The 24,042-nt window shown below is 55.2% G+C and carries 22 protein-coding genes; 5 read left to right on the top strand and 17 right to left on the bottom strand.

All coding sequences use genetic code 11. From position 1 onward, the window contains the following. Positions 1-7: 7 nt before the first annotated feature. The 5 genes from psiF to ACTJJI_RS00650 all read right to left on the bottom strand — a co-directional run bounded on the left by psiF (position 8) and on the right by ACTJJI_RS00650 (position 4,454). On the bottom strand, positions 8-328 hold the full coding sequence (psiF, locus tag ACTJJI_RS00670; RefSeq protein ID WP_440652665.1) for a phosphate starvation-inducible protein PsiF: 321 nt from the start codon (positions 326-328) through the stop codon (positions 8-10). 71 nt (positions 329-399) lie between these two features. Then, positions 400-1,815, bottom strand: coding sequence for an alkaline phosphatase (phoA, locus tag ACTJJI_RS00665; RefSeq protein ID WP_348580107.1), 1,416 nt, complete (start codon positions 1,813-1,815; stop codon positions 400-402). Positions 1,816-1,914: 99 nt separating this feature from the next. Continuing rightward, entirely contained in the window at positions 1,915-2,175 is a 261-nt protein-coding gene (iraP, locus tag ACTJJI_RS00660; protein WP_014830841.1) for an anti-adapter protein IraP, read from the bottom strand. 211 nt (positions 2,176-2,386) lie between these two features. After that, positions 2,387-3,601, bottom strand: coding sequence for a multidrug efflux MFS transporter (locus ACTJJI_RS00655; protein WP_323283164.1), 1,215 nt, complete (start codon positions 3,599-3,601; stop codon positions 2,387-2,389). Positions 3,602-3,770: 169 nt separating this feature from the next. Next, on the bottom strand, positions 3,771-4,454 hold the full coding sequence (locus tag ACTJJI_RS00650; RefSeq protein WP_050860828.1) for an extensin-like domain-containing protein: 684 nt from the start codon (positions 4,452-4,454) through the stop codon (positions 3,771-3,773). A gap of 103 nt (positions 4,455-4,557) precedes the next feature. On the opposite strand from ACTJJI_RS00650, the gene ddlA reads away from it, so the two are divergent. Beyond that, complete coding sequence (gene ddlA / locus ACTJJI_RS00645) at positions 4,558-5,658, top strand: D-alanine--D-alanine ligase (RefSeq protein WP_014830838.1); 1,101 nt, start codon at positions 4,558-4,560, stop codon at positions 5,656-5,658. On the opposite strand, the gene ACTJJI_RS00640 is transcribed toward ddlA, so the two are convergent. Further along, entirely contained in the window at positions 5,655-5,891 is a 237-nt protein-coding gene (locus tag ACTJJI_RS00640; protein WP_440652661.1) for a DUF2754 family protein, read from the bottom strand. The genes ddlA and ACTJJI_RS00640 overlap by 4 nt on opposite strands. A 246-nt stretch (positions 5,892-6,137) precedes the next feature. Between ACTJJI_RS00640 and ACTJJI_RS00635 the strand changes: the two genes are divergently transcribed. Next, positions 6,138-6,440: a DUF2755 family protein gene (locus ACTJJI_RS00635; protein WP_014830837.1), complete on the top strand. Its 303-nt coding sequence runs from the start codon at positions 6,138-6,140 to the stop codon at positions 6,438-6,440. Here the strand turns inward: ACTJJI_RS00635 and ACTJJI_RS00630 are convergent. The 3 genes from ACTJJI_RS00630 to ACTJJI_RS00620 form a co-directional block, all read right to left on the bottom strand. Continuing rightward, entirely contained in the window at positions 6,437-7,534 is a 1,098-nt protein-coding gene (locus ACTJJI_RS00630) for a DUF1615 domain-containing protein (RefSeq protein ID WP_046888867.1), read from the bottom strand. The genes ACTJJI_RS00635 and ACTJJI_RS00630 overlap by 4 nt on opposite strands. Before the next feature lie 14 nt (positions 7,535-7,548). Continuing rightward, positions 7,549-8,769, bottom strand: a complete 1,221-nt coding sequence (gene sbmA / locus ACTJJI_RS00625) for a peptide antibiotic transporter SbmA (RefSeq protein ID WP_014830835.1) — start codon at positions 8,767-8,769, stop codon at positions 7,549-7,551. 115 nt (positions 8,770-8,884) lie between these two features. After that, positions 8,885-9,418 (bottom strand): isochorismatase family protein, encoded by a 534-nt coding sequence (locus tag ACTJJI_RS00620; RefSeq protein ID WP_014830834.1) that lies wholly within the window; start codon positions 9,416-9,418, stop codon positions 8,885-8,887. Positions 9,419-9,623: 205 nt separating this feature from the next. Here ACTJJI_RS00620 and ampH point away from each other — a divergent pair, with 205 nt between their 5' ends. Then, a complete protein-coding gene (gene ampH, locus ACTJJI_RS00615) occupies positions 9,624-10,790 on the top strand; it encodes a D-alanyl-D-alanine-carboxypeptidase/endopeptidase AmpH (RefSeq protein ID WP_046888864.1) in 1,167 nt (388 codons plus the stop codon). On the opposite strand, the gene ACTJJI_RS00610 is transcribed toward ampH, so the two are convergent. Both ACTJJI_RS00610 and ACTJJI_RS00605 read right to left on the bottom strand, forming a co-directional pair. Next, positions 10,787-11,398, bottom strand: a complete 612-nt coding sequence (locus tag ACTJJI_RS00610) for a helix-turn-helix domain-containing protein (RefSeq protein WP_014830832.1) — start codon at positions 11,396-11,398, stop codon at positions 10,787-10,789. The genes ampH and ACTJJI_RS00610 overlap by 4 nt on opposite strands. An 86-nt stretch (positions 11,399-11,484) precedes the next feature. Continuing rightward, positions 11,485-14,259 (bottom strand): autotransporter outer membrane beta-barrel domain-containing protein, encoded by a 2,775-nt coding sequence (locus tag ACTJJI_RS00605; protein ID WP_440652657.1) that lies wholly within the window; start codon positions 14,257-14,259, stop codon positions 11,485-11,487. 451 nt (positions 14,260-14,710) lie between these two features. On the opposite strand from ACTJJI_RS00605, the gene hemB reads away from it, so the two are divergent. Both hemB and ACTJJI_RS00595 read left to right on the top strand, forming a co-directional pair. Continuing rightward, positions 14,711-15,685, top strand: coding sequence for a porphobilinogen synthase (hemB, locus tag ACTJJI_RS00600; protein ID WP_440652655.1), 975 nt, complete (start codon positions 14,711-14,713; stop codon positions 15,683-15,685). 127 nt (positions 15,686-15,812) lie between these two features. After that, the gene (locus ACTJJI_RS00595; RefSeq protein ID WP_118283276.1) at positions 15,813-17,513 is read left to right on the top strand and encodes a lysophospholipid acyltransferase family protein; all 1,701 of its coding nucleotides are present in this window, start codon (positions 15,813-15,815) and stop codon (positions 17,511-17,513) included. 62 nt (positions 17,514-17,575) lie between these two features. Here the strand turns inward: ACTJJI_RS00595 and tauD are convergent, their stop codons facing one another. The 6 genes from tauD to mmuP form a co-directional block, all read right to left on the bottom strand. Then, positions 17,576-18,424, bottom strand: a complete 849-nt coding sequence (gene tauD / locus ACTJJI_RS00590) for a taurine dioxygenase (RefSeq protein WP_013095796.1) — start codon at positions 18,422-18,424, stop codon at positions 17,576-17,578. Then, positions 18,421-19,248, bottom strand: coding sequence for a taurine ABC transporter permease TauC (gene tauC, locus ACTJJI_RS00585; RefSeq protein ID WP_046888861.1), 828 nt, complete (start codon positions 19,246-19,248; stop codon positions 18,421-18,423). The genes tauD and tauC overlap by 4 nt, the downstream gene beginning before the upstream one ends. Beyond that, positions 19,245-20,012 (bottom strand): taurine ABC transporter ATP-binding subunit, encoded by a 768-nt coding sequence (gene tauB / locus ACTJJI_RS00580; protein WP_014830826.1) that lies wholly within the window; start codon positions 20,010-20,012, stop codon positions 19,245-19,247. Before tauB ends, tauC begins: the two co-directional genes overlap by 4 nt. A gap of 10 nt (positions 20,013-20,022) precedes the next feature. Further along, on the bottom strand, positions 20,023-20,985 hold the full coding sequence (gene tauA / locus ACTJJI_RS00575) for a taurine ABC transporter substrate-binding protein (protein WP_440652651.1): 963 nt from the start codon (positions 20,983-20,985) through the stop codon (positions 20,023-20,025). 608 nt (positions 20,986-21,593) lie between these two features. Beyond that, positions 21,594-22,526: a homocysteine S-methyltransferase gene (gene mmuM / locus ACTJJI_RS00570; RefSeq protein WP_440652649.1), complete on the bottom strand. Its 933-nt coding sequence runs from the start codon at positions 22,524-22,526 to the stop codon at positions 21,594-21,596. Further along, positions 22,513-23,913: an S-methylmethionine permease gene (gene mmuP / locus ACTJJI_RS00565; RefSeq protein WP_013095772.1), complete on the bottom strand. Its 1,401-nt coding sequence runs from the start codon at positions 23,911-23,913 to the stop codon at positions 22,513-22,515. The genes mmuM and mmuP overlap by 14 nt, the downstream gene beginning before the upstream one ends. Between the last annotated feature and the right edge of the window lie 129 nt (positions 23,914-24,042).

Genomic DNA, 24,042 nt, shown 5'->3' with positions numbered 1-24,042 from the left:
GATAGGACTATGCCTGTTTCTTGAGGCAAGCGCTCATGAACTTGCTGCGATCGTCGCCTTTAAGCATCTGTTCGGTCGCTTTCGCATTACATTCGCGCATTTTTTGCTGCTGCGGTGTCAGGCTTTTCTCATCCGGTTTGGATGCACCATTTTTGAGGCAATCGCTTATGTAGGTCTTACGGGCATCCCCTTTCAGCGCTTTCGCTGTCGCCTGCTGATTACAGGTCGTCATACGCTGTTGTTGCGGTGTTAAGGTCTTTTCTGCCGCGTTCGCTGAAGCCATCATGAACACGCCTGAGAGCAGACCCACCAGTATTGTTGTTTTCATTGCACCATCCTTTTGTGAAGTTCCACTGTAAGTCTGGTACCTGGCGGCGGAAATGGCCGCCAGGCATTCACTTATTTCAGACCCAGTGCCGCACGCATAGTGTAGAACAGATCCGTTTGATCGGTCAGTCCCACCACGTTTGCGGCATGCGGGCCGTATGCCGCAATGCGCAACTGCGTACCGGTATGTTCCATCGACTCCTCTTCCGAGTTGCCATAGCTCATCACCATCACCGCACCATCTTTGGTATTCAACGCCTGAGTCAGACCGGGCGCTTTGGAATCTGCCGGGATGATCTGGCTGGCGTGCGCATGGTCAGCAGTCACCACGACCAGGGTGTTACCATCTTGCTTCGCGAACGCCAGCGCCTTCTGTACCGCTTCATCCAGATCAACCGTTTCGCCTATCTGGCCGCACGGGTTAGCCGCATGATCCTGCTTATCGATTGACGCCCCTTCAACCTGCAGGAAGAACCCTTTATCGCTCTTGCTGAGCAGTGAAATGGCTTTCTCCGTCATCGCCGCCAGTGTCGGTACGCTGTCAGTACGTTTCGGATTCGCTGTACAGGTCACCGCCGGTTTATCGATGTTGCCGTGGTAAGACGCTTTCGGTCCCTCCCAGCGCACGGGCATGTTGCCGTCAGCAAACAATCCCAGCAGCGGTTTGTCCTGATTCGCTTCGGTAATCCCGGCAAGAGAAGCGGCATCACTCACCAGTTGATAACCGCGAGCCTGTGCCTGTTCGCGCAGCGTTTTCCCCTGCCACTCACCCGCCGTGGCGGTTTCTGCGAAGGTTTTCGCCCCGCCGCCCAGCGTTACGTCAGAACGCGCGTTCAGCAGCTGTTCGGTGATCGATCCTTTCCCGCCTTTTTCCAGCGCGTTGCCGGGACATTTTTCACTGGTCACAGACGGGCCGTAACATTTACGCGAGGTCACATGCGCGACCAGCGCCGCAGGCGTCGCATCCTGGATCTCAGCGGTGGAGACGTTGCCGGTTGCCAGCCCCGCCGCTTTCGCCATCTCCAGAATGGTTTGATGATCTTTTTCGTGAATATCCACGCCCAGCGCACCATTATAGGTTTTTACCCCTGTTGTCCAGGCGGTGGCAGAGGCGGCGGAATCCGTTACGTAGTCTGGTTTACCGGTTTTTTTATCCAGCGAGTAATGCGTATATTGTCCGGTCAGGGGCAATGCGTCGATACCTTTAAAAAATCCGCCAGCGCCCTCGGCATAATTTCGCGCCGCCGTTATTTCGGAATCCCCCATTCCATCGCCAATCAGCAGAATAATGTTTTTAGCCGGTTTATCATTCAGCGAAGCGCGAATGGCTGCGGTTTGATCGTCTGACAGTCGACGTGCGCCGCCTGGCTGGGTGATATCTCCGGTTGCCGCACGATTATCCAGCACGTGAGTATTGGTCGTTTCGGCATAAATGGCAGGGGTAATAAACAAAGGAAGTAATGCAATGAAAAGTGCGCTCTGCTTCAATTTATTTTCTCCATGTAAAAATACATAAAAAATAAAACAGAGCGACTATAGGCATCCAGCATGACAATTCTATGACGGGCCGTCAGGAACTGTGACGGTTTAGCTGCGCGGATGCCTTAACAGCTTCTTTACGTACTGGTGGAGCATTTCAGCATCCTGAACCGGTACCTGGGAATCAGGCCTGGCGCTGTCCAGCGCACCTTCAACGCTTTCAATCAGTGCCTGTTGATCAGTTTTGGCCATCTGCCGGAGCAGTGCCGTAACCACTATTTCCAGTGCTTCGACCTGGGCGACCAGTTCTTTTGACTCTTCTTCCTTTTGTGCAAGCTTGACCAACAACTCAGCAATGAGATTTTTCATCGTGCTATTTCCTTATGAGTTTTTCCAGAACTTAGCATTCTGAATGAATAATGCAAAGAGGAGAAAAGTATTATCTTATGCAAAAGTGACGTCGCTGCCAGAATAGAGATTGCTGGCCGTCAGCGAAACGTTTTTCTCAAAAGAAAAAGCCGCATTTGGTTATAAAAAAATGCGGCGGTCATAAGAATATATAATGCATTACCGAAGACAATTATCGCGCCGATTTCGTCTCCGCTATTTGCCGACGGCGTCGCAGGGCAATCGCCAGCTGGATAATATTGATCAACACCACCATCGCCGTGGCTGCAAATACCCAACGAAAACCCGCGATCGCCGAAACCGATGCACCAATAAGCGGACCGGCAACATTGCCCAAATACATAAATGACTGGTTATAGCCAAAAATACGGCCTGTCACCTGGTCGCTTGAATATTTCACCAGCAAGGTCTGCACCGCAGGTAACATGGCACCATCGGCAAAGCCAAGCAGAAATCGCAGCACGCCGAGCTGAAGCGGAGAGGTGACGAACGACATCGCAAAGAAGAGCACCACGGCAAAAATCAGCGTAGCCATCAGGATGCGTGCCGTGCCGATCCTGTCACCCAGTTTTCCCAGCCGCGGTGCAGAAATTAACGCAGACACACCCGGTACGGCAGCGATCATCCCGCTGAGAAACGCAATATTATTACTGTCTGGCTCCATCGATTTAATAAACAGCGCCAGAATGGGGCCCACTGAACCGTTACAGAGCTGGATCACCATGGTGGTCACGAACAGGCTTATCATCAGCCCGGGATAAGGCAGTGAGGCAAAGACCGCTTTGCCGCTCAGCCGTTCAGATTTGCTGACGACCGGACGTCCGCCCTCTTTGATCAGAAACAGCGTTACCAGAAAACTGACCACCAGCAGGATGGCGGTAATGAAAAACACGGCGCGCAGACCCACATGGTCGGCCAGAAAGCCCCCCAGCAGCGGGCCGCCGATCACGCCACTTATCTGTGCGGTGGAGAGCGTACTCAGCGCCCAGCCGCTACGCTCACGCGGCACCTGTGAGGCGACCAGCGCCATGGCGTTAGGAATATAGCCGGATGTCAGCCCCATGATCGCCCGCAGGATAAACAGCTGCCAGACGTTGGTGGCAAAGGCCTGCAGCAGAATGGCTATCGCCATCCCTAACGAAGCGCGCAGCAGCATCAGTTTGCGCCCTTTTCGATCCGCCAGGCTACCCCACATCGGTGACACAATGGCCGAAACCAGAAACGTCACGCTGAACGTCAGACCCGACCACATGGAGAGGGCTTCATGAGAGGTCACGCCCAACTGCGAGACGTACAGCGGCAGAAAGGGCAAAATCTGGCTAATGGCCAGTCCGGTGAAGAAACACCCGAACCAGACCGAGATGAGATTAACTTTCCAGGATTCCATAAAAGAAATAGTCTTCATTTTTAGGCGAATTCGCTGACAGATTAGCAAGTTACCTGCTTCCGCGCCGTGCCAGAGATGCGGCCTTGCTGACTTTGGTGTTTTATCTTCCCAGTCATCATATTTGTGAAAGATGTCACAAATTATCCAATTTCTGGCGGAAGATTATGCTTCAACGGCAGAGTCCAAACCCACGCATCCCCAGGTGAAAATGGTTGGCATGCGCCGCGTTATAGTCCGGCCCCAGGCCGTTACCGTAATAGCCACAGCTCGCCGTCAGCAATGCCTGTAGCCACGGCTGCGTTTTTGTCGATCTCCAGCCGCGCAGGATGGTGACCCGTTCACCGTTCGCCAGCTGAAACGCGCTGATATCCAGCGCCTCTGCCGAGGCATGTTCACTGCGTCTTGCGTCAGGGCGGTGGTAAATATTGCGACAGGCATAGCTGCCCAGATGCTCAATACGCGTCAGCTCGCTTCCGGTCCAGGTTTTGGTGAGTGGCCGGGCCTGCTGGCTGACAAACAGTGCTGAACTCAGTGCGAGCGGACAGCTGGCCAGAAAACTGCTGTTCAGACTGACCGGCCCGAAGTCACGCACACGTACCACGTTGTGAAGGGGGCATGCTCCGCCGCTGTCAGCTACCGGCTGTGTGCGGATAAGCGCTTTCTGATTGGCTTGCGATAACAGGCTGGCGCAGGCCTCGGGGGTTAAACGCCGGAGTTTATACTGGGTGATTTTACCTGGCGGGTCATCAAGCGTGAGCGGCGTAAAAGGGTTGTAGTAAGACGGCAACCAGCGGTAACCCACCGTTGCGACAGCCACCAGGATGATCACGATCAGCAGCGTTTTACCTTTCACACTCCCCCCTTTTTACTCCCCAAAACATTATGGCAGAAGGCCGCGAAACCCGCCGGGCATCGTGGTATGTTATTGGCTTTTCGTCAGACTGGAAGAGAGTGAGATGGCAAAGCAGCGCGTAGGTATTGTCTTTGGGGGAAAATCAGCGGAGCACGAGGTTTCGTTGCAGTCGGCAAAAAATATTGTCGATGCGATTGATAAAAACCGTTTCGACGTAGTGCTGCTGGGCATTGATAAACAGGGCCAGTGGCATGTGAACGATGCGAGCCAGTATCTGTTAAACGCCAACGATCCGGCACATATCGCCCTTAATCCTTCTGAAATCAGCGTCGCCACCGTCCCTGGCGTAGTGAAGGGGCAACTTATCGACGCCGGTAATGCGCAGGCGCTTGCTCAGATTGACGTCGTGTTCCCAATCGTCCACGGCACGCTGGGCGAAGATGGTTCGCTGCAGGGTATGCTGCGCATGGCTAACCTGCCGTTTGTCGGTTCCGATGTACTGGGCTCTGCTGCCTGCATGGATAAAGATGTCACCAAACGCCTGCTGCGTGATGCCGGGCTCAACATTGCCCCGTTCGTGACGCTCACCCGTGCTAACCGCGACAAGTACAGCTTCAGCCAGATTTCCGCCCAGCTGGGTCTGCCGCTGTTCGTGAAGCCTGCGAACCAGGGCTCCTCCGTTGGCGTCAGCAAAGTGACAAGCGAAGCGCAGTTCACCGAAGCCGTTCGTCTGGCTTTTGAGTTTGACCACAAAGTCGTGGTTGAGCAGGGTATCAAAGGGCGTGAAATTGAGTGCGCGGTGCTGGGCAATGATTTCCCACAGGCAAGCACCTGCGGTGAAGTGGTGTTAAACAGCGATTTCTACTCTTACGACACCAAATATATTGATGATAAAGGCGCTCAGGTCGTCGTGCCGGCGAATATCGATCCGGCCGTCAACGATAAGATCCGGGCGATCGCCATCAACGCCTATCAGGCCCTTGGCTGCTGCGGCATGGCGCGTGTGGATGTGTTCCTGACGCCAGAAAATGAGGTGGTGATTAATGAAATCAACACCCTGCCGGGCTTTACCAACATCAGTATGTATCCGAAACTGTGGCAGGCCAGCGGGTTGAGTTACCCGGAGCTGATCACCCGTCTGATCGAACTGGCGCTGGAGCGTCATGCTGCTGACAGCGCCCTGAAAAGTTCCGTAAACGGTTAATCGGTTCTCTTCACCGTCTCCGTCTCATCCGCTGTCGTCTCTTCAGGACGGCGGCGGATAATCAACCCGGCCAGCCAGAAACTGATCACCCAGGTCACCAGCCCAACGGCATAGGTTTGCCACCCTTTGGCTTCAAACCCCAGCAGCCCCACGACACCGTTAAGAACAAAGATCAGCCCGATAGCAAAGGCGTAGTAATGCCAGTCACGGCGTAGTTTGGACGTGAGTTTCATAACAACTCCGGCAGAAAAAAAGACATCCTCTCACAGTTTTACCATCAGGTCTGTGGCAGATGCGGAAATTCTGAAACGCGACGCAATTTCACTTAAGTGATGAAATTGTGATGTGCTGCAGAAATCGACAATCCAGGAGAATTCCGCAGGGAAAATTACCACGATTCTGATATTGACAAATGCTATGACCTGTCAAACTCACCCTGTACGAAGCGTATTAACAGAGTGATATATCCGGAGGTCTTTATGGCTGACTTTACCTTGTCGAAACCGATTTTTGGCGGCACCCCACCAAAAACCTCCACAGCGGGTAATATCGCTTATGCCCTGTTTGTCCTGTTCTGCTTCTGGGCTGGCTCACAGCTTCTCAACATGCTGGTTCATGCGCCTGGCGTATATGAACATTTAATGCAGGTGCAGGATAATGGACGCCCGCGGGTTGAGATCGGTTTTGGCGTGAGCACCCTGTTCGGCCTCGTCCCCTTCCTCGCGGGTTGTCTGATTTTGGGTGTGGTCGCGCTAGTCCTGCGCTTGCGTCGTCGTCACTAAAGCCCCATACAGCGAGCCCGGCGATCGTCCACGCGTTTTGCGAACCATGCCGTAGTCAGGTTACGGGTGATTTTCGGGCTTTCCAGTTGAATACCCGGCAGGATTGCCCGCGGTAACGCTTTTCCACTCTTCTTCTCTGCCAGCGCGAAGACCTGCCTGTAGAGATCCGTTTTCTCAAACGCCAGGCTATCGCCCTTCTCCAGCTGACGGCGAATGTCGCTATCACTCATGCCAAGCGTTGACGATAATTTCCGTACCGCCAGTTCCGTGGTGCCCGCCTTGCTGCTGCCGTAAGCGATGAGATCGCCGTCCAGCGCCAGTTTTACCCCGCTTGCACGGCTGACCGCACTCTGGAACGCTGCGTTTCGGCTGGCATACCAGCCCGCGTTAAAGTCGGCAAAGCGGTACAACGGCTCGTTATAGCTCGCCGGATAGTTCAGCAGATGATACGTACCAAACCACAGTCCGCCACGCAGGGAGAAGACCTCCTGACGCACCGTCCCGTCGATTTTCCACGGATAACCGTCCGTATGTTGCTCAGCAAAGGCAATGCTGACCTGCATCGGGCCACCGGTATGCACCGGATTGAGCGAGCCAAACAGCTTCTGCCCCATCGGCACCATATTAATGAAATCATCAAAAATGGCGCTCAGCTGTTTCTCGGTTTTCACCGTATCCAGCCGATCGCTGTAGCTTTTGCCGTTTGGCGAGGTGATTTTAAGGGCGGTATGCACCAGGAAAACCGGGATATGCATCGATTCCGCGCGACGGTCGATCTCTTTCCAGGCAATTTTGTTCAGCCCAGGCACCACCGGGTCTGACTGGTACATCGACTCCTGCTGCGCCACGGCCAGCACCGAGCAGATATTCTCCTCGGTGGGGGCAATTTTCTGGCTTTCAAAGGTCTTTGCTAAGGCCTCAGCCCACGCATTGCGGTCTTTGACCGTTGAGGGCATTTTTTGCCGCACAACGCTCGCCACATCCACAGGTTTCTCACCTTTTTTAAGCGGGGCGGCCCCTTTTTCGGCACAACCCGCCAGTACAAGTGCGGCGAGTAAGGACAGCGATAACGTGCGCGGTACGGCAAAGGACATAGCAACTCCCTGTTTTAGCTAAATGTATTGGTGACTTCCTGCAGGTCCCGATCGTCCAGTTCGCGTTCAAAGCTGCGAAGACGTTTGTAGATGGACATCAGTTCCACCAGCGTGGTCCAGGAACTGATCAGATACTGGAACGACCCGCGAACCTGACCAAACACGTTGGTGATCTGTGTCATCAGACCCAATGTTATCGTACCCGCAACAATGGACGGGAACAGCAGGAACAAACCGAAAACGTTATCCACCTGCAGATACAAAATGCGCGCAATGTTGAAGTACATATAGTGGAAGTAAAGACGGAAATAGTTGCGACGCACGGCGCCAAACAGTTCACGTACGGTTGGCGGCGAGGCGCGGTTGGCATCATCTTCGCCATAAACCAGCTCTTTACGATACGCTGCCTCGACGCGCTGATTTTTAAACTCCAGCCCAGGCAGTTTGATCCCCACGACCGCCAGCAGGCCCGTTCCCATCAATGACCAGACAATCGCGGCAATCACCAGACCATACGGCAGATGGCCAACGATCGGCAGATCCGGCACGTGCGCCGAGAGGGTCACCAGCACCGGCAGGAAGGCAATCAGCGTCATAATGGCATTGATAAAGCTTACGCCCATGTCTTCAAGGGTGGAGGCAAAACGCATGGTGTCTTCCTGCACACGCTGCGCGGCGCCTTCGATATGTCGCAGGTGTTGCCAGTGCGCCATATAATGTTCGTTCATCGCGGTACGCCAGCGGAAAACGTAGTGGCTGACAAAGAAATTGTTCATGACGCCAATCACTACCGCAATCAGGGCGATGCCAAGGAAGATGCCCACTTCGTGGTAGAACTGATTGATGGTCACCTTATGCGGTGAACTCAGCGCGCTCTGGATCAAATCATAGAACGGGGCATACCAGGCGTTAACCGCCACCCCCACTTCCACCAGAAACCAGGTGACAAAGATAATTAGCGACGTACCAAGAATGGACCAGTATTGCCAGCGATGTGGCGCATAGACAAACCAGAACAGCGCAAACAGCCCAACACAAACCATGTAGTACGCATAAAACAGCAGATAGCTCAACGACCAGAAACGCGCCGCGCTAATGGGAACTTCGCCCGTCGCGCCCGTGATGCGCGTTAACCACGCTCCGCCGCCCGCCTGCCAGAAAATGACAGCGATCAGTGCCCAAATAAATGCCGACAGAAAAAATGGCCCCGGCTTTGGGAAAAAAGACTTAAACATGATGCTTCCTTCTTGTTGTTATGGCTGTTGCTGTGTTCAACACATCACCACACGAAAATCTTGCCTGTGCCAGCCTCCTGGCGCAGGCAAAAAGGTCAGACCCGAGGGTTTATTATTAGTTCGCTTTCCAGTGTTCAAGAATTGTTTCGGTGCGTTTCACTGCTGGCGGGTTTGCGGGGGCGATGAAGTCGCGCCAGACGTCGTTGTAGTGGTTAATCAGAATGCGTGCTTCGGCCGCCGGGCGATTCGCGGTGGTATGCGCATCCTCCGCCACGGTGATGTGATAGCCGCGACTGACACCGTTTTTGAACGTGGCATCAACACAATAATCGGTGGCACAGCCGCAGATGACAAACTCGTGAATCCCCTGCTCGCGGAGCAGCGCCTCAAGCGAGGTGTTATAGAACGCATCGCAGGCCGTCTTGGTCACGTAGAGGGCATCAGCAGGCTGATGCAGTTCAGGCAGCAAGGCAAACCCGTCACTGCCCTCTTCCAGACCGCCAGGCTCGGTATGCTGAATAAAAATCACCCGATCGGCTGCCTGGGTAAGCTGATTGATCAGTGAGACACATTTTTCACGCTGATGACGAGGCGTTTCGAACACCCCTTGCTGCATATCGACAACCATAACCACACGCTTTCCGGACATACCCTTCTCCGCAAGATTGAGTAACACAGCCATCTATCATAAGGCCGATGTCACAAAATGGGAGACTGACGGCAAGTAAATTCTTCTGATTTACTCGCAGTTACGTTTTTCTGGTTATCGTTATGTAATTCGGGGCATTGCACCGTACGGTTTAGTAGTATAAATACCCATTACTTTCCTCATTCACTTCTATGGATGCTTTTCGTTGAAACGTTGTCTGCTCTCTTTCGCCGCGCTGTGTGCGGTGAGCTTCTCCACCGCCCAGGCAGCCCAACCGCTGACGGCCCCCGTTTTGGCATCAGATATTGCCGATCGCTACGCAAACCTCATTTACTACGGCAGTGGCGCGACGGGCATGGCGATGGTCGTCATCGACGGCAACCAGCGCGTGTTTCGCAGTTTTGGCGAAACGCGTCCAGGTAATAACGTTCATCCACAGCTGGATTCCGTCATCCGCATCGCATCCCTGACCAAGCTGATGACCAGCGAAATGCTGGTGAAATTGCTGGACCAGGGTGTGGTGAAACTCGACGATCCGCTCAGCAAGTATGCCCCACCGGGCGCACGCGTTCCGACATATCAGGGAACCCCCATCACGCTGGTCAATCTGGCGACGCATACCAGCGCCCTGCCACGCGAGCAGCCAGGCGGTGCGGCACACCGTGACGTTTTTGTCTGGCCGACCCGGGAACAACGCTGGAACTACCTGAGCACCGCCACGCTGAAGACCGCGCCAGGTTCGCAGGCCTCTTACTCCAACCTGGCCTTTGATCTGCTCGCCGATGCGCTCTCGACGGCAGCGGGCAAACCGTATACGCAGCTGTTCGAAGAGCAGATCACGCGCCCATTGGGCATGAAGGACACCACATTCACCCCTTCGCCGGATCAGTGCCGCCGCCTGATGGTCGCTGAGAAAGGCGCCAGCCCGTGTAATAACACGCTGGCAGCCATCGGCAGCGGCGGTGTTTACTCCACGCCTGGCGACATGATGCGCTGGATGCAGCAGTTCCTCTCATCAGACTTCTACTCACGCAGCCACCAGGCTGACCGTATGCAGACCCTGATTTACCAGCGCAGTCAGTTGCACCGCGTGATCGGCATGGACGTACCAGGCAAAGCTGACGCCCTCGGTCTGGGCTGGGTATATATGGCACCGAAAAATGGCCGTCCGGGCATTATCCAGAAAACGGGTGGCGGTGGTGGATTCATTACCTATATGGCAATGATCCCCCAGTCCAACGTGGGCGCTTTTGTGGTGGTCACCCGCTCGCCAAATACGCGTTTCGTTAATATGAGCGATGGCATCAATAACTTAGTCGCCGAGCTGAGTGCCAATAAAGCCCAGGTGCTGACCGCCTCCGTCCAGCCTTAATATTCCGTGGGCAAACGGTTGATGCTAACCAGTTTGCCCCGGCTCATATTGATGTAGTTACCCTGTCGAAGCGCAGCGAGGACCTCTGCGACGACGGAACGCGAAATGCGCGTGCTTTGTTGAATATGATTCATCACGCCAATTTTTGAGCGCAGGGTTTCATCCCATTCGGCCATATTCAGCAGCATGGCGCGGATTTGGTGATAGGAGTTATTTCCTACCAGTTGCCTGTCCCGCTTTTCAAGAATGGATTTAATCCAGGATAGCCAGCAGAAAGCTTCTTTCCAGAGAGAACTTTGCTGAATAAGTTGCAGAGAGGTCGAAGCAGGTAAATAAAAGCCTGTGCATGGATTTTTGGCCACGACCCGGTATTCCTGCATGCCAGCGGCCAGGCCCAGAATAAAGGGCGCAGTGGCAATGCCAATCAGCAGTTCGTCAGCACGACGATAGATTTCAATAATGCCAGTCTGTAATACAAGGGTGCTAGGTTCATCGTTATCATCATTTAAAATAATCTGCTGAGGAGCAGATCTAAAAGGGGTACTGGCTACTTTCAAACACTGTTCGAGCCGGCTTAATTCAGAAAGTGGTTTCGCATTAACTTTCATGCAGACCTCAGGACATCCGTATTTGTCGGTTCAATATTATTTTTTTAGATGAAAAAGCGGGGGATATATTCCCCCGCTTTTATACATTACCAGGTATATTTCACACCCACATTAGCGCCCCAGTTCTGGTCAACGTCGCCGCCGCCCAGGTAAGTGGCATCGGTGTATGCACTGAAGTTTTTGGTGAAACTGAACTGTGTGCCCAGCCCTACACGGACAGCAGAGCCTTCAACACCGTTGTCGATGCTGTCGCCATTTACGTCCGCATTGTTGTCAGCATCGTCATACACATACGCCAGCTTGAAGTATGGTGTCAGGGCTTGCTCTCCTCCGTAGTTGAAGGTGTAGCCCGCATCCAGACCAAGTTCATAGCGCAGGCTGTCGTAAGACTGGCCATCAATACGCATGTCGTTGCTTAACCGGTAGTCATCACCCGACTGGAACAGTCCAGACACGGCCGCATACGGCGTGACATAGCCGGACAGGTTTGGTTTCCAGTCATAACCCAGTTTCATACCGAAGCCTACCGCATCTGTCGTGGTATTTCCGTCCACGTACTGACCGTTGCTCATGGTCGCGGAGAGATCGTTATTGAAACGGGTATAGCTCAGGGAGCTGTCGAGGAAGAGATCATTGGCAAACTTCGCAGAGGCATAGAGCATTGCCGTCTGGCTATCCTGATCAACCTGACCGGTACGATCGCTGATATCCCCTTTCGCGAAACCTGCCGCACCGCCGACGATCCACTTCGCATTGTTACCGTCAATCTGGGTATCCAGACCAACCATAATCCCGCTGACGTCCTGATCGTAGCTGACAACGCCATTATCGGCGTCGAAGTTGCCGCCGAAGTAGCTTACCCACGCCCCGCCGTTATCGGCCAGACCGTGACGGCTGTTGGTGAGACGCGTTCCGACGGTGTCCTGTTGCAGATCCCAGATATTGGTATTCGCTGACGGAATGCTCAGCGCCATATTGGCGTAGTCGGTCAGCGCTTTCTGCTGCAGAACAACCGTGTCACCCTTCTGCTGCGCCTGGTAGGTATAGGCGCCTAAATCAGCTTTGTTTGCGGCAGTAAAGCTCGCTGCAGTATCCGCATTGTTGTCATAAACGCGGATGATCTCTTTGTTTTTATAATCAGCAACAGAACCGGCTCCGGCCGCATCGTCGATACGCACGGTGTAGTTACCTGCCACATCACCATTCACCGCCAGATGACCGTCTGAGTTAAGCGCTACGACGCCATAGTCGTAATCGGCTTTGCTCTTGTCATTGGTGATAAAGCGGGCGTTGGTCAGATCGCTGTTCAGCACGTAATCACGGCTGGCAACGTTCAGCACCCCGCCATCGGTCAGTACCATATTGTGCGTGTCCACCTGACCCAGCCCTAACGCCAGTTCCGCACCGTTGTCGACGGTGATGGTGTTGGCATACAGTTCAGCTGTTTCTTCCGTCAGAGCGGCACGGCTGTAGCTGTCCAGATACAGGCTGTCTGTCGCCACTGCGCCACTGTCTCCAATGTTCAGGGTAGAGGCGTTGGTCAGGGTGATGGAATCCGCCAGCAGGCCAGAGTTTTCAACATTCACCTGCGACTGGTTATTCACAGCCAGCGTATCGATGTTAGACAGTTTGCGGGTGTCCCACTCAGAACCGTTGTCCAGGGTGATGTTGAACAGACCGCTCTGATACACCTCTTCACCTGCAACGTGACCGTTGGTGTCGTAAGTGGAATCAGGCCAGATGCTGTTTGGAGACAGGGTTCTCCAGTCAACGCTGCTGTAACCCTCACCATACATTTGCGCGGTGCCGATCGCTTCAACGCTGGATTGCGCAGCGCCAACCCATTTGCTGCCGTTAGTCAGCGTGACATCCAGCTTATCGGTACCATCCCAGCCGTTGGTGGTTGGGTTATACACCCCGTCTTCGGTGGTATCGGTTGCCGGGTCGCCATTTTCGTAGAAGTTTTTGTCGAAGGTGCTGGAGAACAGAATATCGCCGGTAACGGTTGAGTGATCAAACGTGGCGGTGGTTTGCATCGCGTTATCGGACGCGCCCGCAGCAACTATCAGCGCCGCGTCATCTGCCCCGGTCGCGTTGGTTTCACCGTAGTCGCTCGGCTTCGCGGTTTGACCATAGAACCCGCTGGTACCCAGATCGCTGTAGGCACCAGACATCAGAACAGAGTCTTTGACCACCAGGGTGTTGGTAAAGACATTACTGCTATCCGCAACGCCTTCAACACCGTCATACGGGGTATTGTCCAGTTCATGGTAACCCTGTGTCAGCGTGATGCCAGCAACGTGGGAGTTGTTCTGGATAACAATATCCGATTCCACATCCAGCGTGATCGCGTTACCCAGTCCATAGGTATCCAGATAGTGGGTTTCGGTGTTGTCACCATTCAGAACATCATACGCATAATGCTCATAGGTATCGTTAATGGTGGAGTGATCGACGGTCAGACTAAAACGATCGTACGGCGTATGGGTCGAGCCGTCCGTATCAACCCCGTCAGTACATGTGGTGGTCATGCACTTTGAGGTGATCATGCCATTAATGGTGCTATTAGAAATGCTCAGCGCATTCGCTCTTCCATTGACGCCATCGTCAAGGTAGTACGTGGAAATAACGCCGTTCACCGTTGACTTATTAATCACCGGATAAATATCACCGTCATGGGAGGCATCCGAGTAATCCCAGTCAGTGTAGCCATAATACCAGGGGGTTGATGCTGTATTATCATATCCGAAGGTATTATATGTGGTACCAGAAATATCTTTCGCATTGGCCTGAGAAGCGATAGCCAGCGTGCAGGCTAATGCAAGTTGTGATACAACCAGTTTCTTTTTCCATGTTTGCATTGGGTCATCCCTCCTCAGGGACGTAAGCAAGTTTGTCCATCAAATCATTTGGCAACATTGTATTGCGGAGGGAATTATGCATTTTCATTTCGAAAAGGTTCAATGAATGATTCCATTAAGTCCGTATACAGACTAATAACATGAAAAAAATGCAGCGGCATTAAAAACCAGAAATAAACACTATAAAAACAGCGAATTAAAATCACCAGATATAAACATGGATAATATAATAAAGAATAATAGATCATTATTAATGATACATTTACTTCAATATAGAAATGACACCAATATCTTACGCATTTAAAAAACATGCTGGTGCTGGTTATCTATATTGACCATATGAAACATTGCAAACCGCATTTCGCATTAACAAAAAGCCTACTTTCGTAAAACCCTCTCCCCCACTTTCATGTACACTAGCCTTCTTTGTCACACAAACGTCAGGCATATCATGACCGATTTAATTGCTCGTCCCCGTCGTCTGCGCAAGTCACCGGCACTGCGCGCTATGTTTGAAGAGACAACACTGACCCTAAACGATCTGGTGTTGCCGATTTTTGTTGAAGAAGAGATCGATGACTACAAAGCCATCGAGGCCATGCCAGGCGTGATGCGCATTCCGGAAAAATATCTGGCACGTGAGATCGAACGTATCGCCAACGCGGGGATCCGCTCGGTGATGACCTTTGGCATCTCCCACCACACTGACGCTACCGGCAGCGATGCCTGGAAAGAGGACGGTCTGGTCGCCCGGATGTCGCGGATCTGCAAAGAGACCGTGCCGGAAATGATCGTCATGTCAGACACCTGTTTCTGTGAATACACCTCTCATGGCCATTGCGGTGTGCTGTGCGATCACGGTGTCGATAACGACGCCACTTTGCTGAATCTCGGCAAGCAGGCAGTGGTAGCAGCAGCAGCCGGTGCGGATTTCATCGCACCTTCCGCTGCCATGGACGGGCAGGTTCAGGCGATCCGCCAGGCGCTTGATGCGGCCGGATTCACCGATACCGCCATCATGTCCTACTCCACCAAGTTTGCCTCCTCGTTCTACGGTCCGTTCCGTGAAGCGGCCGGTACAGCGCTGAAGGGCGATCGCAAAACCTATCAGATGAACCCGCTGAACCGCCGTGAAGCCATCCGTGAATCGCTGCTGGATGAAGCCCAGGGCGCAGATTGCCTGATGGTGAAACCGGCTGGCGCGTATCTGGATATCCTGCGTGACATTCGCGAGCGCACCGAACTGCCGCTGGGTGCATACCAGGTGAGCGGCGAGTACGCGATGATCAAATACGCCGCGCAGGCGGGTGCGATCGACGAAGAGAAAGTGATCCTGGAAAGCCTGGGCGCGATCAAACGTGCCGGCGCGGATCTGATCTTCAGCTACTTTGCGCTGGATCTGGCCGAGAAGAAAATTCTGCGTTAATCCGCTTTAGCGCCGGGTGGTGGCTTCGCCTTATCCGGCCTCCTCTCTGCGCTAATCTTCACCAAACTGCAATACAACCGACATCTCTCCCTTCTACTGTCTGAGCAAGACGGCAGGAGGAGTAACCATGTTTAGTCTCGATAGCGTTCTCGACGACCTTTGGCCTCAGGCGAGGCCTGCACCCTGGCAAAAAAGTCTGTTAAAAAGACTGTTCTACGAAGAAGAATTCCAGCAATTTGCCGCGACACACCGCCATCTGAAAGGCCTGGATATGGTGGAGCAAGTTCTGGAGCACCTTGATATTCTTTGCACCGTTTCCGCCCGCGATCTCGAACAAATCCCTGAACATGGCCCGCTGGTCATTATTGCCAACCACCCGACAGGCACGCTGGACGGGCTGGCACTGCTGTATGCCGTTTCCCGTGTACGGCGCGATGTGAAAGTCGTCACTAACCGGATGCTGACCCACCTTGAACCGCTTAGCTCGCTGTTTATTCCGGTGGACAACATGGGTGGCAGAACGGCAAAAACCTCCCTGACGCAGATGGAACAGCATCTGCAAAACGCAGGGGTGCTGATCTTCTTTCCGGCGGGAGAAGTGTCCCGTCCTACGCGCAAAGGGATCCGCGATAAAAAATGGCACCCCGGCTTTATTAAACTCGCCAGTAAGCTGCGCGTACCGCTGCTGCCGGTGCATATTCAGGCCCATAATAGCCTGCTCTTTTATGCCAGCACGCTGGTGTCCCCCACCGTATCGATGCTCCTGCTGATGCAGCAGATGTTCCGCCGCCGCCACAGCCAGCTACCCGTAAAGATCGGCCAGCAGATAGCCTGGCACCACTGGTATAGCGCAAACCTTTCATCGCGTGAGATGGCCGAGCAGTGCCGTCAGCACGTGATACGTCTTGGCAAGGGAGTGCCTGGCGTCTTTAAAACTCAATGTGCCATTGCCCGCCCGGAAGACCGGGCCACGCTGAAGCGCGAGCTGGCTCAGGCCGAATGTCTGGGCAAAACCAGCGATGGCAAAACCATTTATCTGTGGCAACGCAACGGGCAGGAAGAGGCTCCCCTGTTGCGCGAACTGGGACGCCTGCGCGAGATTGCGTTTCGCGCCGTGGAGGAAGGGAGCGGTAAACGTCGGGACACCGACAGTTACGACGATGACTATCTGCACCTGATCCTGTGGGATGAAGAGGATCTGGAGATCGTCGGCGCCTATCGTTTTATGCCGACAGCCAGACAGGTCGAACAACGCGGTCTGGAAGGGCTTTATAGCTACAGTCTGTTCCACTACGACGACAAAATGCAGGACGTGCTGGAACACGGCATTGAACTGGGGCGCAGCTTTATACAACCGCGCTACTGGGGCCGTCGCGGCCTGGATTATTTGTGGTCCGGCATTGGTGCCTATCTGGCGCGTTATCCGCACTACCGCTATCTGTTTGGCCCGGTCTCGATTTCCGGTGGCTTACCGCCTGCCGCACGGGATCTGCTGGTGGCGTTTTACCGTCTCTGGTTCCCGGCGACACATCCCTTAGCCGCGTCACGTCAGCCTTATCCTGCCTCTCTGCCGGACGTGCTGGCGCAGTTTGGCGGGGTGGATTACGTGGATGACCTGACGAAGCTGAAATCCCTGCTCGGTAATCTGGGTTGCGGTATTCCGCCGCTCTACAAACAGTATTCCGAGCTGTGTGAACCCGGCGGCGTGCAGTTTATCGATTTTGGCAGCGACCCGGCGTTCAACAACTGCATCGACGGGCTGGTGCTGGTGGACTTGTGCTACCTCAAGGCGAACCGCTATCAGCGGTATATTGAGGCGCACCTTTAAATGGGCGGTTTTTTGTAGGCCGGGCAAGGCGTAGCCGCCACCCGACCTACGGGTCGACGGGGTCAAGGACGGTAGAACGGCTTATCTCCCAAAATCGTCGCCCGCTGCATAATCCGGCGCTGTGGCAGATAATCCGCATTTGCATAGTGCTGTGTCACGCGGTTATCCCAGATCGCCAGATCGTTCTCCTGCCAGCGCCAGCGCACCTGAAACTCCGGTTTGGTGATATGCGCAAACAGGAAACGTAACAGCGCCTCGCTCTCTTTTTCCGTCACGTCCACAATCCGCGTCGTGAATCCCTCATTCACAAACAGCGCCTGCTTGCCCGTCACCGGATGGGTGCGCACCACCGGATGCAGCAGCGGCGGATGTTTCGCTACGGCCTCCTGCCAGCGCTGATGCTCCGCTTCTGTTTTGCGGTACTTGTACTCCTGGAACGATTTTTTGAAGTCATGCTCCGCCCGCAAGCCGCTTAGCAACGTCCGGAACGGTGCGGACAGCGCCTCAAAGGCCGCAATGCCGCTGGCCCACAGCGTATCGCCGCCCGTCTCCGGCAGCAGCTTCGCCGAAAGGATCGCCCCTGCAGGTGGCGTCTCGATAAACGTCACATCCGTGTGCCAGTTGTCGTTGTCCGGCGGATTATCGTTATGCGTGTCGAGCACAATAATTTCCTCCACCCCTTCCGCATGCGGATAAACCGGATGGATATGCAGATCGCCAAAGCGCAGTGCCAGGGCGCGCTGCTGCTGCGGGGTGATTGCCTGTTCGCGCAGGAATACCACCTGATGGCGCAGCACCGCATGATAAAGCTGCTCAAACTGGTTATCGCTCAGCGGACGGGTCACATCCAGACCCGACACCTGCGCACCGATATATGGCCCCAGCGGGGTAATGGTCAGACGTTCACTCATTGTATTTCTCCATGCCAGGGCGTCAGACGACGCTGCAGCGCGCGCAGCCCCAGTTCTAATCCAAAGGCGATCACGGCGATAACCGCAATCCCGGCCAGTACCACGTCAGTCGCCAGAAACTCCCCCGCCGACTGCACCATAAACCCTAACCCTCGGGTGGCGGCGATCAGCTCTGCCGCCACCAGGGTTGACCAGCCCACGCCAAGGCCGATGCGTAATCCGGTTAAAATCTCCGGCAGTGCGCCCGGTAAAATCACGAACAGCAGCACCTGTGTCCGGCTGGCTCCCAGCGACTGCGCCGCGCGGATCCGCACCTGCTGAGCGCTTTTGACACCCGCCAGGGCCGACATAGCAACCGGGGCGAAAATCGCCAGATAAATCAGCAGGATTTTTGACGTTTCACCGATGCCAAACCAGATCACCATCAGCGGCAGATAGGCCAGCGGCGGCACCGGACGGTAAAGCTCAATCAGCGGGTCGAGGATCCCGCGTACCGTCGGGCTTAAGCCCATCGCGATGCCGACCGGAATGCCGATAATGACCGCCGCCAGCAGCGCCACCAGAATGCGCGCCAGGCTTGCACCTAAGTGCTGCCAGAGCGTAGCGTCCATAAAGCCCTGCGGCCCGGCAATGGTGATGAGTTTTGCCAGCACCTGCCCCGGCGGCGGCAGAAACAGCGGACTGACCCATGCCTGCGCGGCAACCAGCCACCAGACCGCCAGCAGCACCAGCAGCGTGCCGACACTGAGTGTGATCTGGCGCGAGAAAGGCCAGCGAAAGGCCGGGCGCGCGCGTCGCGTTTTCTCGCTGAAGACGATGCTCATGAGAAGGCCTCCCGTTGTTCAAACACACGGCTTAAGACGTATTCACGCTGTTCGATAAACCGTGGATCGGATTTGATGCTGCGCACCGGCTCCCCCGCGACATAGCGACGGGCAAACTCAAGCGGCAGCCGCTCCAGCACGCGCCCCGGGCCAGGGGACAGCAGCACCAGCTCGGTCGCCATAAACACCGCCTCTTCGATATCGTGGGTGATCAGCAGCACCTGTTTACCCGTTTCATGCCACAGGCGTAAAAGCAGGGTTTGCATCTGCTCGCGGGTAAAGGCATCCAGCGCCCCGAACGGCTCATCCAGCAATAGCAGCTGCGGGTTGGCCGCCAGCGCGCGGGCAATGCCGACCCGCTGGCGCTGACCGCCGGAAAGCTGCCAGATAAACCGTTTTTCAGCCCCTTCAAGACCGACCTTTTTGAGCATGTCCCGTGCTGTTGCCAGCCGTTGCTCGCGGCTTACGCCCGCCAGTTGCAAACCGAAGGCCACGTTTTCCTGCACGTTGCGCCAGGGAAGCAGACCTTCATTCTGGAAGACCACGCCGCGCTCAGCGCCCGGGCCTGCCACTTTTTTCCCTTCCAGTTGAATGGAGCCATGCTGATACGGTACAAACCCGGCAATCAGATTCAGCAGCGTGGTTTTCCCACACCCGGACGGGCCAAGCACAACCAGCAGTTCACCGCTCTCCAGCGTCAGGTTGATGTTCTCCAGGGCCGGTTTGCCACCGTAATCAGCAGACAGATTTGTAATAGTCAGCATCGCAGCCCCCTTATTTCACAAAGCGATCGGTCACGTACTGGCTATAGTCCGCCGCCACCGCAGGCACTTTGCCCTGCTCTTTCAGGAACGTGGCGGTATCGACAATCGCTTTGTTTACCGGCCCGGTCAGCTGTTGTACCTGCTGGGCAGGCGTGAGATAGGTATTACCTTTCACCAGCCCCGGCACGTCCGCTTGCGGCACGCCGCTCAGACGGGACAGTTTTTCGAGATTGGCAGGATGCTTCAGCCATGCATCCGGGTTGCTGATATAGGGCTGCTGAGCGTCGATGGCGCTTTTGGCAAAGGCCTTCACGACCTCAGGATGTTTCTCGGCAAAATCTTTGCGCACCACCCACACGTCGAGCGTTGGCGCGCCCCACTGGCCCACTTTTTCGGAGTCGGTCAGCACGGTGCCGTCTTTTTCCAGCTCATTGACAGCCGGTGCCCAGACGTATGCGCCATCAATATCACCGCGCTGCCAGGCCGCAATAATCGCCGGCGGCTGCAGATTAATGATTTGCACCTGGCCTGGCTTAATGCCCCAGTGTTTCAGCGCCGCCAGCAGGCTGTAGTGAGTGGTCGAAATGAACGGCACGGCGATGCGCTTGCCGATCAGGTCTTCTGGTTTGGTGATGTTTTTCTTCACCACCAGCGCTTCGGAGTTACCCAGCTGTGAAGCGAGCAGGAAGACTTCAATCGGCACCTGCTGGCTGGCCGCTACCGCCAGCGGGCTGGAGCCGATGTTACCAATCTGTACGTCGCCGGACGCAAGCGCACGCACCACGGCCGCCCCGCTGTCGAACTTACGCCAGTCGACGTTTGCGCCGCTCTCTTTGGCAAAGGTGTTATCCGCCTGCGCGACTTTCGCAGGCTCTGCGGAGGTTTGATACGCGACGGTGACGTCCACCGCCTGCGCCTGAAATGCCCACAGCGCCAGCGCGCCGAGTAAAGTGATTCGCGATGAAATGGCCATAATGTCTGCTCCCCTTGTTGTTATGAGGGCAGTATTTCCGGCGCGGGAATTTTGATAAAGGAATTAAAAAGAATCGTTAATTACGATTCGTTTTTAGAAAAAAAGCGGGAAAGGATAGTGAATTTTGTGCAGTGTTTTTCCCTCTCCCGTGGGCTGAGGGCTCCCCGCAGAAAAAGCACGCACGGACGGCCCCCTCTCCTCCTGGGGGAGAGGGCTGGGGTGAGGGGGAACATACAGCTCTGGTGGTTATTCCGTTCACTTTATGTGCCTTGCTACTCTGTAACCACATGACCGGTGAACGTGCCAGGGTGGCTCAGTCGCCACCACCCTGGCGACCCGGGCTCCCGGCGGTAAATCGCCGCTTCGCGGTGCCTTCGGCTTATTCCTTCCGGCTTATCGGGGACGGGCGGATGTAACGTCCCTGTAAAGCCGCCCTCTCGGCGCATTCATGCGCCTCGCCCCGGCCTGCAGGAAACGCCTCAGCGATTTACAGCCGGACCAGGGCATCGCTGAATGCTCTCAGTCATTCTGAGAGCAGCGTTATCGCTTATGGTTAAAAAAATACTGGAGAACCCTCTCCTCCATGGGAGAGGGTTAGGGTGAAGGTATTAGCGCTGAGACGTCAGCTCAGCAATATCCTTCGGCGTGGTGCGACAGCAGCCACCGATTAATCTGGCACCGGCTTCCAGCCACTGGGGCAAATACCCCGCCAGCGTCTCGCACGCTTCACCGTGATGGTGCCAGGTTTTGGTCACCGCATCATAATGCTCGCCCGAATTCGGGTAGACCACCAGCGGCAGTGCCGTCAGGCTGTGCAGGTGTTTCAGGGCCGCGGTGGTGTTTTCAAGCGCGATACAGTTGATGCCGAGCGCCACGACCTGTGTATTATCTTTCAGGGCCGCAACAACCTCCCGCAGCGGCGTCCCGTCGCTCAGGTGCTCGCTGTCGCGCAGGGTAAACGAGAACCACGCCCGGGCGCGGGGATACTCAGCCACAAGTGCTGCCAGCGCCTTGATCTCCTCAAAGGAGGGGAGCGTTTCGCATGCGAGCAGATCCGCCCCCGCATCCAGCAACGCCTCAATGCGCGGACGATGAAATGCGGTGAACTCTTCAGCACGACGCACATAATCACCGCGATACTCAGAGCCATCCGCCAGATAGGCGCCATACGGCCCAACGGACCCCGCCACCAGCAGCGTGCCCGCCTGCGGATTTTCCGCCAGATATGCTTCACGTGCCTTACGCGCCAGCTCCACGCTTTTACCGATTAACGTACGGGACTGCGCCTCGTCCAGACCGCGTGCCGCAAAGCCCGCAGGCGTGGCCTGATAGCTGGCGGTGATCGCCACCTGCGCACCTGCGCGGTAGTAGTCGAGGTGGACTTCACGGATAAGCTCCGGGTTTTCCATCAATACTTTGGCAGACCAGAGGTTGTCTGCAAGGTTGCACCCGCGCGCTTCCAGTTCAGTTGCCATTGCGCCATCCAGCACCACAAACGGCTGCTTTTCAAGGAGGGCGGTAAGCGGATTATTCTGCGACATGTTCAGGCTCCTGCGATGTCAGGTTTCGGGTCAGGTAGTAGGCACCATAACACAGGGCGACGAACGGCAGGCCACAATAAAGGGCAATGCGCTGGCTCGGATCAAACCACAGGCCGATACATGCCACCACACAGAGGATAAACCCGAGCACCGGCACCAGCGGATACCACGGCGCGCGATAGTGCAGAGCAGACAGCGGCTGTCCGGACTGCAGGTGACGACGACGGAAGACAAAGTGCGACGCGCAGATGCTGATCCACACCGCCACCACCGCAAAACCGGAAATGGCCGACAGCGCCACAAACACCGTGTCCGGCGCAACCACGCTTGAGAAGAGCGCCAGCACGCCACCGAGCATAGAAACAGAGAGCGCCGTCAGCGGCACACCGTTTTTATTGACGCGGGCAAAGCAGCGCGGCAGCGTTTTCTCGTTAGAAAGCGACCACAGCATGCGCCCTGAGGCGTACAGTCCGGAGTTTGCCGCCGAGAGGATCGCGGTCAAAATCACAAAGTTAAAGATATCTGCCGCATACGGGATCCCGACTTTTTCAAACACCAGCACAAACGGGCTCTTTTCCACCCCGGCCTGCTGCATCGGGATCAGCGCCGCCAGCACAAACACGGTGCCGATAAAGAAGATGATCAGTCGGGCAATGGTCGCGCGGATCGCCACCGGAATAACCTTATGCGGGTTTTCCGTTTCGCCCGCCGCAATGCCGATAAGCTCGGTGCCGGAGAAGGCAAAGTTTACCGCCACCATGGTCATCAGGATCGGCAGGCCGCCATGCGGAAACCAGCCTTCAGCGGTAATGTTGCTCAGGCCCGGCGCAGGCGAACCGTCCTGCATCGGGATAAAGCCAAAGATCGCCGCACCGCCAAGAATAATAAAGGCGATGATGGTGATAACTTTCACCAGCGAGAACCAGAATTCGCCCTCGGCAAAGAAACGCGTGGAGATAACGTTAAGGCCAAAAATCACCACGCAGAAGACCACGCACCATACCCAGACGGGCACCTGTGGGAACCAGTACTGCATACAGAACCCGGCGGCGGTAAAGCTCGATCCAAGCGCCACCGTCCAGGTGAGCCAGTACAGCCACGCCACGGTATAGCCCGTCGCCGGGCCGAGGTAACGAGCGGCATAGACGTGAAACGCACCGGTTTCCGGCATTGCCACCGACAGTTCGCCCAGACACTGCATCACCAGCCAGACCACCAGTGCGCCAATGAGATAGGCCAGCAGCGTGCCTGCTGCCCCGGTTGTCGAAATGATATAACCGGTATTAAAGAATAACCCTGTGCCAATCACGCCACCCAGCGAGAGCATAATCAGGTGGCGTGTTTTCATGGTGCGCTTTAGCTGCCCATTTTCTTGTTGTGTTTGCATATTACCTTCTATACGTATGGACATCTAAACATCCAAAGAAGGTGTGTTATACCGCGAATAACATAAAAAAGCTAGACGACCAGACGCAACCGGGCGCGTCGCGCACTGAGTCGGGGATGGGTCGTGAGG

This window comes from Enterobacter sp. 22466 (assembly GCF_052044775.1).
Taxonomy (GTDB): Bacteria; Pseudomonadota; Gammaproteobacteria; order Enterobacterales; family Enterobacteriaceae; genus Enterobacter; species Enterobacter dissolvens.
This window is presented reverse-complemented; position numbering and strand designations above follow the sequence as displayed.